Raw genomic sequence first — 16,850 nt, 5'->3', positions numbered from 1 at the left:
CTACGCGCGGTAGTGCAGTTCTGCCTGCCGGCGCAGGTATTCCAGCCCGGGCGCGATCGCCATGGCCCAGGCCGTCAGGATCTCATCGTCGCACTGCGGATCGCGCAGGCTCACGGTGTTCAACATCGCTTCGCGCCACAGGGCGAAAAAACGCGGGGGGAGGTGGAGACCGTCGTCGCTTTGCTCCCGCGCCAGGCGCTCGAGAAAATCAGGCACGATTAACGCGCCGTCTACCGCAAGCATGGCGAAGAAACTCTTAAACAGAGTCTGCTGACCCTCGCTATCCGGCAGGCGAGAAAAATGCTGCTCCGTCTCGGGTGACATATGGACGAAGGCGTCATAAAACGTCTGAAAAAACGCCGTTTTATCATTATCCGGAAAGACGCGGTTCAGGCTGGATTCAAACAGATCGCGGTAAAATTTCACGGCGTCCTCCTTACGGCGTTTTCGCCCGGTAGACAGTGCCCGACGGGCGTATATTCATCTGCCACACGGCGCGTAAAGTAGCTCTCTTTTTTGGCCCGGCGGGCGTCAAACAGGGGGCCCGCGTTGTGTTTGAAGAACAGGGCTTCCAGCACCGTGGCATTGGTGGAGAGGGTGAGCGCAGCGTTAGTATCGCCCGTGGCTTCCTGGCGGCCTTCGTACCAGCCTTTTTGCGGATCGTTAAGATGCTTTGTCACCGCCATCAGCACGTCGGTGTAAGGGGTGTCCCACAGGGCCCACAGGGCAAAGACCGCTTTGGTCGATACCTGCGCGAAACGGGTGTAGTCCCGACCATCGTCACCGACAGAGTTCCAGGCATAGCCATTTCCCCAGACCGTATCCTGGATATGCCAGGGCGCCTGCGGAAGCGAGAAATCTGCCCTGGCCGTCAGGATCTTATCGGTCTCCCAGCGGCTCTTCTGGCTCAGCCAGACGTTTTCGGCCTGCTTGCGCAGGTGCTTTTGCCGAGCGGCCGCAACGCCTTCGGGCTCCCAGCCAAACTCCAGGCCCGGCAGCATATAGGGAAGGGTGGAAATCACAGAGGGCTGCCACGTGGTGCGCGGATCCCTGGCATCGACGGCCAGACGCCGCTGGGCGATGATGACGTGGTGCGCCGGGGGCGTAAACGCTTTCTCCGGGGAAAACCCCCACAGCTGAAACGCCGTTGCGGCATATTCGCTCTCGCCCAGGCGCAGCTCCTCGCGCACCACCGGCTGGCCGTTTTGCAGGGAAGAGGACCACAGTTCGCCTTCACGATCGATGACCGGACAGAAATTCCAGCGCAGGATGATTTTATCCAGGTATTCGCTGTACTGCGGTTCCCGCTCAGCGGTGAGGCGCAGGGCGAGCATCAGACGCGCCATATCGCGTGCGGACCAGCCATTTTTAACGGGCTTGCCGCTAAAGTCGATCGGCGTCGCCGTCTGGCTGGAATAGAGTCGACCCGGCGTCCGGGCCTCGGTCAGCATCAGGCGGTTAAGGGTGCCCATCAGCCGCGTCAGGCGAGCGTCATATTCGGCGTCGTCAATCAGCCCCAGCTCTTTGGCCGCCAGCAGGGCGATAAGCGTGTCGCCCATTTGCCAGAGCGTGACGCGGGGCTGTTTGTCGCTGCCGTTGACCAGCCCGGTTTGCGGCTGGGTATTATTGACGAAATAGCGCCAGGCGATCGCCGCCCACGTCCGCTCTTCCGGCGTCAGGGCGGCAATACGCGCGCTCGAGTGCCAGCCGCCACTGATGAGCCAGCGCCAGCCTGCGCCCTGATGGGCAAACAGCGCAAAGACGATCGCGCCTGCAAGGAGTAATCCCGCAAGCCCTCTGGCTAAGGTTTTAAGCATTGCGCAGTCACCGGAGGCAGTTTAACGGGCTCGTCCGCGCTGCATGACGCGCACTGGCAGGCCTGGCAGGCGGGTTTGGTGCGCTGCGTGACGCCGGTCCGGTCGCACCAGCTTTTTACGGCCGGTGTGCTGGTCAGGAACGGACGGCTGCGCAGCGTGTTGTTCTCTTCAAACTGATCGAGCAGCTTTTGATCCCACAGCGACGGGGCAAAATCCTTGCTCTTCGGATTGTCGGTGTTGAAGGCCAGCAGTTTTCCCTCTTTTTTGAACAACAGGGCCTCCAGCATGATGCCGTTGTTGTTCGCGGTGAACTCTTTGATCGGCCCGTCGCCGTTTTCATACAGCCCTTCGTAGTAGCCTTTTCCCTCTTCATTGGCATTCTCAATGGTATTCAGCAGGCGGTCGGTATAAGGGGAGTTCCACAGCACCCACATGCCCAGCGCCGCCTTCAGCGAAATCGCGGCAGCGTTAGGGACGAACTGTCCCTTATCGGTAATGGTGTTCCAGTTGTACCCGTCGCTGAAAACGGTGTCATAGACGAAGTAAGGGGCCTTATCGAGCTGGTGCTCGGAGCGCGCGGTGAGGACGCCAGTAATGGTATAGCGGTTCTCCTGAGCCTGATAAACGCGGTCGGCAAAGTTTTTCATCCACGTCAGGGAGTAGTCGCGCGGGGCGTTATCCCGGTCGGTCGGTTTGTCAAAGCCGAACTCCAGCCCGTAGAGCAGGTAGGATTCTGTCACCACGTAGTTATGCTGCGACGTGTTGCGTGGATCGCGCGTATCGTACGGGACCAGCACGCAGTAGATCTCGGCCAGCTCGTAAGGCTGCGGACGGCTGGCTTTGCAGGTATTAAATCCCCACAGCTGGAAACCGGCCGCGCCGTACTCTTCATAGCCCAGTCGACCTTCCTGAACGTACTTCGGCTGGCCGTTCTCCAGATAGGCCCCGTACAGCGTGCCGCAGGGGTCGATCGCGTGGCTGAAATCCCAGCCGAGCACCACGTTATCAATGCTGTTGCCGTATTCCGGGTAACGCTCCTTGATGATTTTCAGCCAGACCAGCATTCGCCCGATATCCAGCGCCGAGAAGCCAATTTCGCCGGGCTTATTGGTGTAGTCCACCTTCTGGCCGCTGATGGTGTTATAGGCCTTGTTGGGCAGCTCGTTGCGGAACAGTACCAGGGTGTTTAACGTGGCGAGAAACTTCAGCATCCGGCGGTCAAATTCCGCTTTATCAATCATCCCCAGCTCGCGCGCCGCCGTCAGGGCGGCCAGATAGGAGGCGCTGTCCCACATGGTGGTGGAGGGATATTTGTTGACCGCATTCACCAGGCCCGTCGTGGGCTGATAGTTGGTGACGAAATACTGCCAGGCGTTTTTCGCGATGGTCATCTCCCGAGCGGTCAGCTCGCCGCTGCGCGGGGAGTAACCTGATGCAGGGAGCTCGGTATCCGCACGCACGGTCGATAGCGCCAGCCAGCAGATCGTTATTCCCGTGAGCAGGTGGAAAAGGATCGGGGATCGTGGCTTCATGGCGTTGCTCCTGCTGAGGGGGATGTGTAGAGGCAGGCCAGACAGAGCATCTGGCCATGTGCGATGTAAGACAGACTTTCCAGCACAATGGCGTTGGTATCGGCGTCCACGACGCCATTCACGCTGTTGTTGAGATTTAACCCGCGCTGCCAGCCTTTACCCGGCACCTGAAGGGCCAGAACCTGCTGGCGCAACGCTTCGCTCCAGCTGTTGCGGAACAGGGCATACCAGGCAAACGCGGTGCGGGTGGAGGTAATCGCCACTTTCTCCGGCACCTCGTCGCGCAGGTTACGCACCTGTACCGGCTGCCTGTCCGGCAGATCGTTAACGTAATCCGGCGCGGGTTCGGCATAATCCGTGCTGATCGGCGGTTTTGGCGCGCGCAGGCCGTGGCGCCGCTGCTGGATCTGCATAATTCGCCACGCAATTTCAGCGCTCTGCGCATCAAAACCCAGCTCAAGACCGGTTAAAAGATAGGGGAGACTGATCAGCGAGGTTTGCTTGCCCCAGGGCGTGCGAAGCCCTTCATCGGGCACCATTACGCCATCCAGATCGATCATCTTTTGCCCTTCAGGCGGGTTGGTCACCGCGAGTCCTGCCGCGCTGTCTATCAGGCGCAGCGTATGGCTGGCATAGAGACGGTAGCCAAAGCTGTCCCGCTGTTCGTCGTCGGTCAGCGTCCAGTGGTGGAGCGGCACCGCAGCCTGGCTTTGGGTGTTATTTTCAATCAGCGCCGCGGTGCGCCAAACGCTCAACAAATCGCGGATAGCCGCCGCGTGCTGGGGATAGCGCCACAGCAGGGTCTGTAATGCCGTCAGCAGCCGGCTCAGACCGATTGCGGAGGCGTCAGGCTTGCCCAGAATCTTGAGCGTGTCCGCATGGTAATAGGCGGCGGGGAGACCTTTGTCATTGAGCGGCAGTTGCCCCAGCGTGAACACGGCGGTGCTGACCCTCTCGTCAAACTCATCGGCGGAAATAATGTTGAGCTGCTCTGCGGCAGCGGTCGCAAAGAGGTAGCTTCCCACGCTCCAGAGGCTCAGCCAGGGTTCACCGTCGCTGGCGTTCGCCAGCCCGTTTGGCTGAGTATTATTCACGTAGTATTGCCAGGCGACCCGCGCCCAGATGGCTTCGTCATAGGTCAGCGCCCGTTTTGTGGGCAGCGGCGGAAAGTCTTTACTGAGCGCGATGCCGCCGCTGCTTTCCACGCGCGTGGGCATCTGTTTCTCCACCCAGACCACAATGGCAAAGCCGATCAGGAAGCCGAGCAAAATGGTGAGGTAGCTGCGCGCGGGCAGCAGGGCATCACGTATCCTCATTGGGTGACCTCGTCCTCTTCAGCGGGCGTCCACATGGCCGCGAAAATCAGCGGCAGCATGGCGGCGATGTTCACCCCTCCCCAGAAAATATTGATGACATAGCCGGAGGGGTCGTCCACCTGTCCACGCGCCACCTGGATACCGCCCCAGATAAGCCCTGCGAGGGTGAGCACCACGATGGCAATCTGCGGCTTCACCAGGTAGAGAAAACGGCCCGTCTGCCGCTCTTTTGGCGTGACGTGAAATTTGATCTGTTCGCCCCGCAGCACCGTATTGAGCGCGCGCAGGTTCATGGAAAAGAAGGAGAGGTATGAGGCCCTGCCGTCCCAGGCCGAGATCCCCCAGGTGCCGAACATAAAGGCCAGCTCGGAGAAAATAAAAAACGGGAGAAAATGCAGATAGAACGGCGTCGACCAGGCGGACACCGGCGGAATGCCGGTGAACAGATAGATAATGGGTGAAATCAAAAACACCGTGTTCCATACGCAGGCCATGTATGACCAGAAGGTGGTGGCATACATCAGCGTCTGGGGCAGAGAGAGCCTGAAGCGGCGACGGCTGAAGATGTTGTCATGAAACAAAATATCCAGCGAGCCGGCGGCGTACTTAAAGCGCTGGATCATCCAGGTGAGCATATCCTGCGGAGAGAGCATCTTCGACTCAACCCGCGGATGCATAACCGAGCGCCAGCGTCGTGCGGCGTCACCGTGCAGCAGCACCGAGGTGTAAATATCTTCCGAGACGTGGAATTTGTAGGGGGTAAGCTCGGTGTCAAACGCCACGTGCGGACGCATTGCATTCTGCAGCGCGTCCCGGGTCTCCTCATCGCGAATATCGCGCGTGTGACGATGGATCTCCTCTTCAACGGACCAGACGTAGCTTCTCAGCGCGGCCTGCATGACCGCCTCGCGACGGTGAATGGACGCCGCGCCACAGCAGAAAGCCGCGTTCGCCCAGTTGCGCCGCCGCAGGATCACGTCATAGAACATGCGCGGATCGTTAAAAAACGGGTCGCGGCCTACGGTGACCGGGCCAACACACTTTTGAATCAGCCAGCCCAGACCGTAGCCCACTTTTCCGGCCTTTCGCTGGCCCCAGCGCGACAGATTTTCTCCTTCCGGAAGATCGAAGAACCACTGCGGCGTCTGCACCCAGGCCACGTCCGGGTCGCGGAAGTAGCCCAGCGTATGGCTAAGCAGGGTGGGAAATACCCGGGTGTCGGCGTCGCAGATAACAATGAAATCGCCGTCGGTTTGCTCAAGGCCGTTGCGCAGGTTGCCGGCCTTAAAGCCGATGTTGGTCTGGCGAGTGATATAGTTAACGCCTTCCTCTTCACAAACGGCTTTCATCTCCGGGCGGCGGCCGTCATCAAGCACGTGGATGCGGTAGTCAATCGGGAACGGGTACGCCATCTTCAGGGCATCGCGAATGGACAGCCTGACCAGCTCGGTGTCTTCCGAGTAGGTGGCAATGAACATATCCACTTTTACGGGACGGGGCTCAACGGCCTCCTCAGGCGACAGACATTCGTTAATTTCGCCGGGCGGCGGACTCTGAGGAGGATCCTGTTCTTTCCACAAATTGATGGTAAACAGCACGGTCCCTATCCAGGCCAGGGTTTCGGCGAGGACCAGCGGAATGGCATACCATAATGCGTCAGTATTCAGGGAGGCGGTCCAGCGCCAGTAAATATAATTGGCACCCAGAATAAGCGCCGCGACCGCTAACACCTGCCAGGTGAACATGACCCAGCGCGGTGTTGTTAACGGTTCCGGAGGACGACGATGTTCAAAACGGGAAAAATAAAAATCCATAGTTCCGGCGTTCCTGATTCCGTGAAAATGCAGACCCATTCTGCTGCGCAGACAGTTGCCCAAAAGCGAAAGAAAATAGCGATTAAACAAGATTTAAGATAAGTGTAGAACGCCGAATAAAAGTGTCCAGCCACGTTTTTATTAATATTTAGCAGTGGTTAATTCAGCTTAAATTCTGCTTAATATCTTTCATCTGCTGACGATAAATTGCGGTTACTATTCCTTTAGGCTATCTACTTTATTTAGACCTTAATTTTCGTTTTCAGGCAAAAGACACCCTATGAGCCATGTTGCGCCGTCGGTAGCGCAAGAAGATGACGCTAAATCAACAGCATGGAGGTATGCCGTTGCAGGTGCCAGGGACCTGAGAATCGACTTTATGCGCGGCATTGCCCTCGTCATGATGGTCGTGGCGCATACGGAGGTGATGTCGGTATTTAATATATTCTCCTGGGAGCGTTTTGGGTTAACAACCGGTGCAGAAGGTTTTGTTATTCTCTCGGGGTTTATGCTGGGCATGCTGAACCGCGCGCGTTTGCAAAAAGTGGTTTTGCTCACGGTTTCCTGGGGGCTTTATCTCAGGGCGTGGAAAATATATCGTGTAAATATCATTATCATAGTGTCCTTTATTCTCCTGGCCTATATCCCGCATATTAACGTTTTCGAGGTCACCCATTTTACCGACCGCTTTTCGGGCCAAAGCTGGTCGCTTTATCCTGTTACGCCGCAAATTAAAGAGACCTGGTTCAACATTATCCTCTATTTGCAGATTGGCCCCCATCAGACGCAAATTCTGGGGCTGTATATCTTTTTGCTGCTACTCAGCCCGCTATTTTTGGGGATGCTGCAGAAAGGAAAAGTCTGGTGGCTGCTGGGGCTGTCGCTGCTGGTGTACGGCCTGTGGCAGCGCTGGCCGCTTCGGCTGACGCCGTCGGAATTCGAATTTGCCTTCCCGCTGCTCGCCTGGCAGTTCATCTTTGTGCTGGGCATGGCCAGCGGCTGGTATAAAGCCGAACTGCTCTCTTTCGCCCGGACGCCGCCGGGGAAAGGGGTGGTAGTGGCGCTAGTCATGGTGTCGCTGGTGCTGGGATTTGTCGCCCAGAACCATACCAACCCGTTTATGCCGCCCGCGCTGCTGATGCACGTCATCCCGCCTGACAGCTTCAATTCGTTTTATCACACCTGGGCGGCGAAGAACGGGCTGGGCCCGGTGAGGGTGTTAAACGATATCGCCCTGATGGTCACCGTCTACCTGGTGCTGACGTATTGCTGGACGCCGCTCAATCGCCTGCTGGGATGGTTCCTGATCCCGCTCGGCCAGCACTCGCTTTATACCTTTATTTTGCATGTGTACGTGGTGCTGCTGGTGAGCCAGTTCATCACCTTCGACTTATGGCGTCACGCCTGGATAGAGAACACGTTAGTGCATGCGGCGGCACTGGGTATTTTGTGGCTGATGGCAAAATACGACGTCGGCGCACGCTGGATACCTAACTAAGGATGGCGGTTATGCGCGAAAAATGGCTTATGGCGGGCGTGCTGCTCGCCGCGATACCCGCCGCGGAGGCGGCGAAAAGCAGTGAAAATGAATCCCTGCGCGATAAGAACGGTGAACCCGTTCAGGCTGGCGTCTTTACCAGCCGCTGGGGGCGCCTGTTCTCGGGTAACGACAAGAAATTCTCAGGTGCGCTGAGCTTTAGCTCGGGACTGAAAGAGCAGTGGATGAGCATTCCGAACAGTTCAGACACCGCTACGGAAAAGAAAAAGTTTAACCAGACGCTAAATCTCAGCCTTCAGTATTCCCCCTACAGCTTCTGGTTTGCCAACATCACGTCCCGACTGCCGGTCAGAGACACCAGCCGCTACACCGCCGATTTTCGCTACAGCTTCGGCTACGATGACTGGCACGCCAACACGGTGAGCCTGGTTTACAGCAACTACGGCGATAACCACTTCTGGACGTCGGGTAGCCGACGACATACCTATTTCGAACAGGGCGCCTTTACGCTGGCCTACAAGTTTTCGCTACCGAAACCGGTCGAAAACACGCTCCTGATTAATAAAGGGGATTCCATCATTTGCCAGGTCGGGTACAGCTGGGTGCCGCGCTACTACGATCTCAGCAGCGATGACATTCGCAAAAATAAAAACGTCATGCTCGGCGGCTGCGGCTACACCTTCAAACAACATTTCTTCGTTCGCGCGACGGCATTCTGGTTCCCGGACAGCAGCCAGCAGCAGCCCTGGAACGGCGATTACAGCTACAGCTTCGGTTATGCCGGCTATACGCCGGGTTCGTTCTCCATCCAGTACGCGAACTATGCGGGGACGCGCTATCCGGGGCACGGCAACGGGAATGCAAAATTCAGGGAAGGGACCGTGAGCCTCATCTGGTTCTTACCGCTTTAGGAGGGATGTATGTCAGCGCTGCACGTGTTAATCGTTGAAGATTCGCTGATTTATCGTCGGTTACTCTCCCGAATGCTCACCCAGTGGGGGTATATCGTGAGCGAGGCGGAAAACGGCGTCGCCGCGCTGGAAATACTGTCCAGCCAGCCGATCAGCATGGTGATAAGCGACTGGGACATGCCGGAAATGGACGGACTCACGCTCTGTCAGACCATCCGCAACCGTCAGTTTGGCCACTACGTCTATGTCATTCTGCTCACGGCACGCGAAAATGCCGGGGATTTAACGCAGGGCTTTGATGCCGGGGCGGACGACTTTTTAAGCAAGCCGGTCGAGCAGGATGAACTGCGGGCGCGGCTCCACGCCGGGGTCCGTATTTTGACCCTGGAGGCGACCCTCGCGGCGCACAACAAGCGCCTGAGTGAAGCGTTGCATCAGATTGAACAGGATCTTGAACTCGCGGCGCGCGTTCAGCACTCGGTGCTGCCATCGCACCGCTTACGCTTTGGGAACTACTTTTCCGACTGGCTTTTCTTGCCGTCTGCGTGGGTCTCAGGCGATGTGTTCAATATTTTTCCACTCGATTCTCACATTGGGTTCTATTGCGTGGATGTGTCCGGTCACGGCGTGGGGGCCGCGATGATGTCCCTCGCGGTGGCGCGCCAGTTCTTACATGGTCGGGTGGTAGACCGTTTTTTGTTTACCGATCGGGGCGGCATTCAGTCGCCTGCGGAGGTGATCAGGATCCTGAACAGCCGCTTTTGCAGTGAAGAGAGCGACATTACCAGCTATTTCACCATTATCTACGGGGTGATCGACCCCGAGAGCGGACGAGGGGTGTTGTGTCAGGCCGGGCATCCAACTCCCGTCATTGTGAACGCAAACAGCGCCGTCACGTCCGTGGGCAACGGCGGCCCGCCGGTCGGGCTGATGCCTGACCTCAGCTGGGAGGACGTCGCGTTTACCCTCAATTCGGGGGATCGCTTATGCTTATTCAGTGACGGTATCACGGAGTGTGAGAACGTCAGCGGCGAGCAGTTTGGCCCGCAGCGTCTCGAACGCTGGCTTCATGACCATGCCCGACTTCCGGTTGACCAGCTCCTGCCGCGGTTCGGTGACCACCTGACCGGCTGGCGCAACGCAAATCGTGATGAACCGACCGCCTTAACCGATGACGTTTCACTGCTCGTGATCGAGCGTCAGGGAGAACAGAATGATTATTAACACCGAACGACTACCGCATGCCAACATTCTCACGCCCGCGGTCCGGCGGCTGGATGCCTCCGTTGCCGCGACGTTTAAAGCGTCCGTCACGGAAGAAATTGGCGACGATCGCAAGGCTTTGATTGTCGACTTCAGCAAAGTGGATTTTATCGACAGCAGCGGGCTGGGAATGCTGGTGTCGTTGTTTAAGCTGATGAACGGGAAAGGCGACATGGCGCTGTGCTCCCTGAACCCCGGGATAATGAATATGTTCACCCTGACCCGCATGGATCGCATATTCCGTATCTATCCGGATAAAAGCAGCGCGCTTGCGCAGCTGGGGCAGTAGATGCAGACGCCGGTGCAGGCAGAATTTCCGGCGGTGCTCGGTTCCCTGACGCCGCTGGCCGGCTGGCTGGAAGAGCGGCTGAGGGCGCTTCCCGTAGATGACGAGTGGCGTTTCGCGCTCGATCTCGCCGTCTGTGAGGTGGCGACGAATATCATCCGCCACGCGCTGCATGAGGATGCCTCGCGCGCATTCAGCGTACGGTTCGACATCCGCGACAGCGATGTCTGCATTGTTTTTACCGACGCGGGTGACGCGTTCCCGCTGGAGCGGCTTGAGGCCGCCAGGCGAGACCGTTTTTGTGAAATCTCGCCGCTGCTGGAGAGCGGCAGGGGGCTGATGCTCATTTTGCTGAGCGTCGATCGTTTCACTGTGGAACGCGTGACGGGTGAAAACATCGCCACGCTTGAAAAGAAAATCAGCGTATGACCCGCGGGCCATACGCGTGGTGTTTTTATTTTGTGTTGCCAGCAAACAGCTCCGGCGCCCACGGACGCGGATCCACCTCCATAAACGGCGCGCGCTCGAAGCGATCCTTCAGCGCCCACGGCACCGTGCAGTCGAAGATGGTCTTGCAGGAGATGCCGTTTCCGCGAATCGAGGTGCTGTAATCCGGCGACTGGGACGGATCCAGCTGGTGGCCGCGGATCCCAGGAATATTGGTGATGCTGACATCGCCCTGCATGCGGGTGGTCATCGCCCAGAGGATGTCGTCGCTGTCGAAAATATCCACGTCTTCGTCGACAAGAATAATGTTTTTCAGCTCCGAATAGGTGGCCAGGGCGATAAGCGCCGCCTGGCCCTGACGTCCTTCGTCTGACGGCTGGCGTTTTTTCACCTGCAGTATCCCGAGGAACTTGCCGCCGCCCGCGGTATGGGCATAGACGTTTTGCAGGAAACCCGGAATTGCCTCTTCAACGGCATTACGGATGCTGGCCTCCGTCGGCAGTCCGGCCAGCGTGGTATGTTCTTCCCCCGGTCCCACCAGCGTTTGCAGGATCGCGTGGTTTCGCATGGTCACGGCTTTCACTTTAATCACCGGCAGGGAGGGGTTCGCCTCGCCGCAGTAGCCCGGGAACTCCGGCATCGCGTGGCCGGTGTTGGTATGCTGATCCTCTCTCACGCGCACGCCCGGCAGCAGTTCACCTTCGATGATGATTTCCGCCCGCGCGATGGCTTTCTCTTTGACCGCCACGCCCTGCACCAGCTCGACCGACTGCTGGCGCAGCGCCCCGGCGACGCCCAGCTCGTTGTAGCCAAACGGCGTGGTGGGGGCCTCAAAGCACGCGCCGATGTAGATGGCGGGGTCGAGACCCATGTTGATCGTCACCGGCAGCGGCTTTCCTGCCTCTTCTGCCTTTTTGCGGAACACTTCGATATGGCGCCCGGCGGCAAGGAACATGGAAAGCTCGTCGCGCTCCTGCACGCAGAGGCGGTGAATGGTGACATCCGTCAGCGAGCTGTCTTCCGGATCGCTTGCCAGCACCAGTCCCAGACAGAAGAACGGACCCGCATCAATCGGCGTGTTGGTCGGGGCCGGAAGCAGCTTGCGCAGATCGAAGTCAGGATCGTCAGCATAGAAGACCTGCTCCTGACAGGGAGCCTGCGCAGCCGGAACGACAACCGGCGCGACCGGCTTTTTCACCGCCTGGCCGACGTGCTTTGCCAGTTCAGAAGGCTCGCAGCCTAACAGCAGCGCCGCGCGCTCGCGGCTGGCGTGCATGCCCACCAGGATGCGGGAGTGCGGATAGCCCTTGATGCTGTTGAACATCATGGCCGGGCCCGTGCGGGTTGGGCGTTTGACCGTGCCGCCTGCGCCGATATGGCGATAGACGCCCGCCAGTTCGGCGTTGGGGTCGACCGGACGATCGGTTTCAATATACTGCCCGTCGTGGCGCTGCAGTAAGGCGATGGCGCTGCGAAGATCGTTAATCTTGTTTTCCATATTTTCCTCCCTCGGTTGAATCCCTCCATTTTTATGGCAATGACCAATAGCATCAATTGCATCATTACTGTTAAATTGATAAGGAAATTTATATCAATACAGGGGGACGTCTCGTGCAGTTTCGTCAGATGCGCCACTTCATCGTCGTGGCCGAAGAGCTCCACATGCACCGGGCCGCCGAGCGTCTGAACATGGCGCAGCCGGCGCTGAGCCAGCAGATAAAGGCCCTGGAAGAACGTTTAGGCGTCACGCTTTTCAGCCGGGCGAACCGCCGCTTGACCCTGACGCCCGCGGGCGAAGCATTTCTCGTGAAAGCCCGGCTCGCCATCTCGCTGACCGAACAGGCGGTGCTGGACGCCAGACAAACGGCACGGGGCGAGCAGGGTGTGTTAAACCTCGGGTGCGTGTCGAGCGCGATGTTTGACGGCAGGCTGCCCGCCGCGCTGCGCCAGATGCACACCCGCTGGCCGGCCATTACCATGTCCCTGATGACCGGAAACGTGCAGACGCTCTACGCCGCCGTGCAGAGCAACCAGCTGGATGTGGCCATCATCCGCGCGCCGCTGCCGTCGCTGCCGGACGATCTGCAAAGCCGCCCGTTCGCCTCGGAGAAAACGGTGCTGGCGCTGTATCGTCAGCATCCGCTGGCCGGATCCGCCGCGCTGACGCTTTCGTCGGTGAAAGACGAAAAATGGATCTCCCTGCGCGATCCGGAGGGAATGGGGCTGGAGCAGTACTTCTATGATGCCTGCAGCGGAGCGGGCTTTCAGCCGGACGTCGTGCAGAACGCGACCGACGTGCCCACGGTGATAAGCCTGGTTTCGGCGGGGTTTGGGCTGGCGCTGCTCCCCGCGTCGGCAAAGGCGGTGAGCGTCGAGAATGTCGTCTACGTGGACATCCTCGACCGGCTGCGGGAGAGCGAACTCACCCTGGTTTGCCACCGGATTATTCGCTCAGAGGTGCTTAAAAAGTTTCTGGTAACGCTCGATCACACCTGACGTCCGGCGGCCCGCAGCAGCTGTTCGCGCAGCCAGGCATTCGCCGGATCCTGGCTGTTTTTCGGGTGCCAGTACATGTTGATGGTAATCGGCTGGAGCGGCAGCGGTGGTGCAAAGAGATCCAGCGTGCAGGCAAACTGCTTCAGCATCCGTTCCGGCAGGGTGCACACCAGGTCGGTACCGGCAACCAGCGCAGGCGCTACGGCGTAGCTCTGGGTGGACATGGCGACGTGTCGCTGGTAGCCCAGCCCGGCGAGGGTTTGGTCAACAAAGCCGCTAAACGGATCCCCCGCCGACGACACCACCAGATGGGAAAGCGCGCAGTAGCTATCCAGATCTAACGGACCCGTTCCGCGCGGATGGCCTTTACGCTGGGCGGTGGCAAACGCGTCGTCGAGGAGTTTGCGCCTCACCCATCCGTCATGGGCTCCTGCGCTCACGCCAATGTAGATATCCACATCCCCGTTTTCCAGCTGCTGCGGCAGGTCAGCTATCTCCGGCAGGGCGAAGCGCAGGCGGATACCGGGGGCATCGGTTCTAATCTGGTTAAGTAGCCCGGTGCCGAGCATCAGCGCCGGATTCTCATGCAGCGCGATAACAAAGGTCCGGCTGCTGGTTTGCGCATCAAACGCGGTGGGCGCAAACATCGCGCTGATGCCGCGCAGCACGCTTGCCACCTGCGGCCTGAGCGCTTCCGCTCGCGGCGTGGGCAATACCCCGCGTCCATGCGGGGAGGGAATAAACAGCGGTTCGCCAAACAGCGTGCGCAGACGCGCCAGACGGGCGGACAGCGCGGGCTGGCTGATGCCCAGCCGCGCGGCCGCATGGGTGATATTCCTGTCCTGAAGCAGGGCGTCCAGGGTCAGGATCAGGTCTATGTCCATATCAGAGATGGGCGTCATCTTATTTCGCGCTGCTGGCGTCACGGTTGGTATAGGTCACAGGGACCCAGGCATAGCCCCCTTTCTCGCCTTTCGTCACATAGCCGATGCCCGGGAAAGGCAGGTGCGGGGCGGCAACCAGGTCCTTGTTTTTCACAAAGTCAGCGAACGCATGCTCGCGAACGGTTGCCGCTTTGTTCTGATCTTCATCGTAGGTGATGGTCACCGCAGGCTGCGGGAACTGAACCGCCGCGGCATGAATGATGTCGCCGACAAAGGTGATCTTCTCGCCTTTACTTGTCAGCGTGTAGAAGGCTGAGCCCGGCGTGTGTCCGGGATGAACCGTGCCGGTCAGCCCCGGTAGAATCTCCGATGTGCCGCTAAACGGCACCACTTTTCCCGCATCCAGATAGGGTTTTAAGGTCTTCTGCGCGACGTCAAAGTAGTTCTTGCCGTAGCCGGTTTTCTTCTGGTTGTCGTCATTAAAGAAAAAGTCGATATCCGGTTTGCCAACGAAAACGCGCGCGTTGCTGAACACCACTTTTCCATCCTTCACCAGGCCACCGGCATGATCGGAGTGGGCGTGGGTCAGCAGGACTTCAGTAATGTCTTCGGGTTTTATCCCCTGCGTGGCGAGGCTTTCAACCAGACGTCCGCCGGTATCAGGGCCAAAGAGCTGGCCCGAGCCGGTATCCACCAGGATTTTATGTCCGGGTATCGCAATCAGAAAAGCGTTGATGGAGACCTCAGCCGGGTTGGTCTGAAAGTTTTTCGCGAGCAGCGCATCAATGTTTTGCGGCGTTGTCCGGCGCAGCAGCTTGTGCAGATCCTGCGCGACGGTCCCGTCGGTAAACGAGGTGACCAGAACGTCGCCGACCTGCACGCTGTAACCGCCCGCAGGTTGTTTAACGACGTGCTGCGGCGTCTCCGCCGAGGCCTGGAGCGCAGGGTAAAAAAACAGTGAACTGGAAATCAGCGTGGAAAGAGCAAGTTTTTTCACGGTAAGCATACGAGTCTCCTTTGAAAGTGCTCATCTTACTGCTCCGTAAAATTATAAGAACCTGCCCAGAAATGATAGGACCTATAAACGGGATGGATAGGAAACCGAAGGGCCGGGAAGGCGCGCGATAGCTTTCCCGGCCCGTAGACATTATTTTTTCAGCGGTACGTTCCAGCTGTCCGGCGTGGCTTTGGACCATGAGCCATAAGCGGCATTAGGCAGCACAATCCAGTCGTTGCCGAAGCGTTCGGCGCTGGCTTCAACCAGCTCACGCTGCTGCTCGCTTGGCTTTTTGTTTTTAAACTGCACGGCGAAGTCCGGCAGGCTGTCGCCGAACAGCATCACGATCTGCTGCTTTTTGAGGATGCTCTGGCGACGCTCTTCCTTGCTGACCGTGTCCAGAAGCACGCTTTCATCGGACACCTGCGGAAGTCCCAGGGCTTTTAACGTCCTGAGCGTATCGGCTTTATTTTCCTGCATACGATCCGAAACGTAGTAGATGCGGACTTTGCTTTGATTCACGTGGTCAAGAAACGCTTTCGCCCCCGGAATTAAGCCGGGTTTACCCTGTTTCTCCCAGTCGCTCCAGGTGTCCCATTTCGTATAGTCGTGACACTGCTCCGCGTCGCGCACCAGCAGAGGGGTGTTATCCAGCACCGTTTCGTCGAGGTCCATCACCACGGCGTAGTTTTCGGGCGTTTTCAGATCCTTTAACTTTTCGTTGAAACGCTCGGTGGCAAACCGATAGGTTTGCAGCTGAAGGGCCATAATCTCTGCCGATTTCTGCTGATAGCGCAGCGCCATTTCGTACGCTTTCGGTTCGCACAGGTCGCGCCCGGCAGCCGTCGCGGTTGCCGCTGCACTCAAAACAGGTAATGCCAGCAGTAATGCCTTAGCCATTGAATTCACGCTTCTTTCCTCAACACCGTGGTTAAAATCCCGAAAGCGTAATGAAATTCAGTGACAGAAATATGACCGCGATGTGGCAATGTGTTTCCGCTAGACCAGCATGTAATACCAGAACAGGGCGACCTCGTCTTTTTCCGGTAGGGCGTTGTAGAGATAACGATCGTATCCGCCCAGGGTGAACCCGTAGTTACGGTAAAACAGACAGGCTGAGACGTTCACATTTTGTGTTTCAAGCCGTAATCCCGGCGCGTTTACGCTGCGGGCCCACACGTGCGCGGCGGCCATCAATTTTTGTGCGGCGCCGGTTCTGCGTTTCGTGCGATCCACGGCTATGTAATCCACCGAGATAAACTTATTCCAGCCGACTGACGCGGTAATAAATCCGGCTATTTCACCGTCGTCCGTTTCCGCCACAAGAAATATGGCGTCCGGATTAACGCAATGGTTTTCAAGCGTTTGAATGTCGAGTTCGTAGGTTTTTATCCAGGGCTCGGCGACGGCTTCAATATGCAAATCACAATGGATAAAGGGCTCTCGCGCAATGTGGCTAATGGTGAAAGAAAAGTCACAACATTCAAGACGGACGAGGTCCGTATTTAATCCTTTTCGAATCTGCATAGTATTCCCGATAGTGAGTTATTTCATAAAGAATAGACGAAGCGGTTAAATCCGCTGAGCTC

The 16,850-nt window shown here is 58.0% G+C and carries 16 protein-coding genes; 6 read left to right on the top strand and 10 right to left on the bottom strand.

Features of this window, described 5'->3' with window-relative positions; translation table 11 throughout:
* Genes F0319_RS11160 through F0319_RS11140 form a run of 5 tightly spaced genes read right to left on the bottom strand, consistent with a single transcriptional unit; the run spans window position 1 to window position 6,479 of the window.
* Entirely contained in the window at window positions 1–426 is a 426-nt protein-coding gene (locus F0319_RS11160) for a globin family protein (protein WP_008501676.1), read from the bottom strand.
* Window positions 423–1,817: a DUF3131 domain-containing protein gene (locus F0319_RS11155; protein WP_149366943.1), complete on the bottom strand. Its 1,395-nt coding sequence runs from the start codon at window positions 1,815–1,817 to the stop codon at window positions 423–425. The genes F0319_RS11160 and F0319_RS11155 overlap by 4 nt, the downstream gene beginning before the upstream one ends.
* A complete protein-coding gene (locus F0319_RS11150; protein ID WP_149366942.1) occupies window positions 1,802–3,349 on the bottom strand; it encodes a DUF3131 domain-containing protein in 1,548 nt (515 codons plus the stop codon). Before F0319_RS11150 ends, F0319_RS11155 begins: the two co-directional genes overlap by 16 nt.
* The gene (locus F0319_RS11145; RefSeq protein WP_149366941.1) at window positions 3,346–4,665 is read right to left on the bottom strand and encodes a DUF3131 domain-containing protein; all 1,320 of its coding nucleotides are present in this window, start codon (window positions 4,663–4,665) and stop codon (window positions 3,346–3,348) included. Before F0319_RS11145 ends, F0319_RS11150 begins: the two co-directional genes overlap by 4 nt.
* Entirely contained in the window at window positions 4,662–6,479 is a 1,818-nt protein-coding gene (locus F0319_RS11140; RefSeq protein ID WP_149366940.1) for a glycosyltransferase family 2 protein, read from the bottom strand. The genes F0319_RS11145 and F0319_RS11140 overlap by 4 nt, the downstream gene beginning before the upstream one ends.
* 280 nt (window positions 6,480–6,759) lie before the next feature.
* Here F0319_RS11140 and opgC point away from each other — a divergent pair, with 280 nt between their 5' ends.
* Genes opgC through F0319_RS11115 form a run of 5 tightly spaced genes read left to right on the top strand, consistent with a single transcriptional unit; the run spans window position 6,760 to window position 10,866 of the window.
* Window positions 6,760–7,977 (top strand): OpgC domain-containing protein, encoded by a 1,218-nt coding sequence (gene opgC / locus F0319_RS11135; RefSeq protein ID WP_149366939.1) that lies wholly within the window; start codon window positions 6,760–6,762, stop codon window positions 7,975–7,977.
* An 11-nt stretch (window positions 7,978–7,988) separates the two neighbouring features.
* A complete protein-coding gene (locus F0319_RS11130) occupies window positions 7,989–8,888 on the top strand; it encodes a hypothetical protein (RefSeq protein WP_149366938.1) in 900 nt (299 codons plus the stop codon).
* 9 nt (window positions 8,889–8,897) lie between these two features.
* Entirely contained in the window at window positions 8,898–10,112 is a 1,215-nt protein-coding gene (locus F0319_RS11125; protein ID WP_149366937.1) for a PP2C family protein-serine/threonine phosphatase, read from the top strand.
* Window positions 10,102–10,440, top strand: coding sequence for an STAS domain-containing protein (locus F0319_RS11120; RefSeq protein WP_023292380.1), 339 nt, complete (start codon window positions 10,102–10,104; stop codon window positions 10,438–10,440). Before F0319_RS11125 ends, F0319_RS11120 begins: the two co-directional genes overlap by 11 nt.
* Entirely contained in the window at window positions 10,441–10,866 is a 426-nt protein-coding gene (locus F0319_RS11115; protein WP_111963579.1) for an ATP-binding protein, read from the top strand.
* 25 nt (window positions 10,867–10,891) lie between these two features.
* Here F0319_RS11115 and F0319_RS11110 read toward each other — a convergent pair whose 3' ends face one another.
* Window positions 10,892–12,382: a UbiD family decarboxylase gene (locus F0319_RS11110; RefSeq protein ID WP_149366936.1), complete on the bottom strand. Its 1,491-nt coding sequence runs from the start codon at window positions 12,380–12,382 to the stop codon at window positions 10,892–10,894.
* Window positions 12,383–12,495: 113 nt separating this feature from the next.
* On the opposite strand from F0319_RS11110, the gene F0319_RS11105 reads away from it, so the two are divergent.
* Window positions 12,496–13,380 (top strand): LysR substrate-binding domain-containing protein, encoded by an 885-nt coding sequence (locus tag F0319_RS11105; RefSeq protein ID WP_149366935.1) that lies wholly within the window; start codon window positions 12,496–12,498, stop codon window positions 13,378–13,380.
* On the opposite strand, the gene F0319_RS11100 is transcribed toward F0319_RS11105, so the two are convergent.
* The 4 genes from F0319_RS11100 to F0319_RS11085 form a co-directional block, all read right to left on the bottom strand.
* Window positions 13,371–14,282, bottom strand: a complete 912-nt coding sequence (locus F0319_RS11100) for a LysR family transcriptional regulator (RefSeq protein WP_149366934.1) — start codon at window positions 14,280–14,282, stop codon at window positions 13,371–13,373. The two genes, F0319_RS11105 and F0319_RS11100, sit on opposite strands and share 10 nt — an antisense overlap.
* A 1-nt stretch (window position 14,283) precedes the next feature.
* Window positions 14,284–15,270 (bottom strand): MBL fold metallo-hydrolase, encoded by a 987-nt coding sequence (locus F0319_RS11095; protein WP_149366933.1) that lies wholly within the window; start codon window positions 15,268–15,270, stop codon window positions 14,284–14,286.
* A 141-nt stretch (window positions 15,271–15,411) separates the two neighbouring features.
* The gene (locus tag F0319_RS11090; protein ID WP_149366932.1) at window positions 15,412–16,170 is read right to left on the bottom strand and encodes a 5'-nucleotidase, lipoprotein e(P4) family; all 759 of its coding nucleotides are present in this window, start codon (window positions 16,168–16,170) and stop codon (window positions 15,412–15,414) included.
* A 90-nt stretch (window positions 16,171–16,260) separates the two neighbouring features.
* Window positions 16,261–16,788, bottom strand: a complete 528-nt coding sequence (locus F0319_RS11085; RefSeq protein WP_149366931.1) for a GNAT family N-acetyltransferase — start codon at window positions 16,786–16,788, stop codon at window positions 16,261–16,263.
* Window positions 16,789–16,850 lie beyond the last annotated feature (62 nt).

Source organism: Enterobacter vonholyi (assembly GCF_008364555.1).
Lineage (GTDB): Bacteria > Pseudomonadota > Gammaproteobacteria > Enterobacterales > Enterobacteriaceae > Enterobacter > Enterobacter vonholyi.
The sequence above is the reverse complement of the archived record's forward strand: the minus strand, read 5'-3'. Positions and strand labels throughout refer to the sequence as shown.

What these genes read in the sequence shown, in the direction of transcription:
- F0319_RS11155 (WP_149366943.1), bottom strand. Translation starts at nt 1,817, where the DNA reads ATGCTTAAAACCTTAGCCAGAGGGCTTGCGGGATTACTCCTTGCAGGC.
- F0319_RS11150 (WP_149366942.1), bottom strand. Translation starts at nt 3,349, where the DNA reads ATGAAGCCACGATCCCCGATCCTTTTCCACCTGCTCACGGGAATAACG.
- F0319_RS11145 (WP_149366941.1), bottom strand. Translation starts at nt 4,665, where the DNA reads ATGAGGATACGTGATGCCCTGCTGCCCGCGCGCAGCTACCTCACCATT.
- F0319_RS11140 (WP_149366940.1), bottom strand. Translation starts at nt 6,479, where the DNA reads ATGGATTTTTATTTTTCCCGTTTTGAACATCGTCGTCCTCCGGAACCG.
- opgC (WP_149366939.1), top strand. Translation starts at nt 6,760, where the DNA reads ATGAGCCATGTTGCGCCGTCGGTAGCGCAAGAAGATGACGCTAAATCA.
- F0319_RS11130 (WP_149366938.1), top strand. Translation starts at nt 7,989, where the DNA reads ATGCGCGAAAAATGGCTTATGGCGGGCGTGCTGCTCGCCGCGATACCC.
- F0319_RS11125 (WP_149366937.1), top strand. Translation starts at nt 8,898, where the DNA reads ATGTCAGCGCTGCACGTGTTAATCGTTGAAGATTCGCTGATTTATCGT.
- F0319_RS11120 (WP_023292380.1), top strand. Translation starts at nt 10,102, where the DNA reads ATGATTATTAACACCGAACGACTACCGCATGCCAACATTCTCACGCCC.
- F0319_RS11115 (WP_111963579.1), top strand. Translation starts at nt 10,441, where the DNA reads ATGCAGACGCCGGTGCAGGCAGAATTTCCGGCGGTGCTCGGTTCCCTG.
- F0319_RS11110 (WP_149366936.1), bottom strand. Translation starts at nt 12,382, where the DNA reads ATGGAAAACAAGATTAACGATCTTCGCAGCGCCATCGCCTTACTGCAG.
- F0319_RS11100 (WP_149366934.1), bottom strand. Translation starts at nt 14,282, where the DNA reads ATGACGCCCATCTCTGATATGGACATAGACCTGATCCTGACCCTGGAC.
- F0319_RS11095 (WP_149366933.1), bottom strand. Translation starts at nt 15,270, where the DNA reads ATGCTTACCGTGAAAAAACTTGCTCTTTCCACGCTGATTTCCAGTTCA.
- F0319_RS11085 (WP_149366931.1), bottom strand. Translation starts at nt 16,788, where the DNA reads ATGCAGATTCGAAAAGGATTAAATACGGACCTCGTCCGTCTTGAATGT.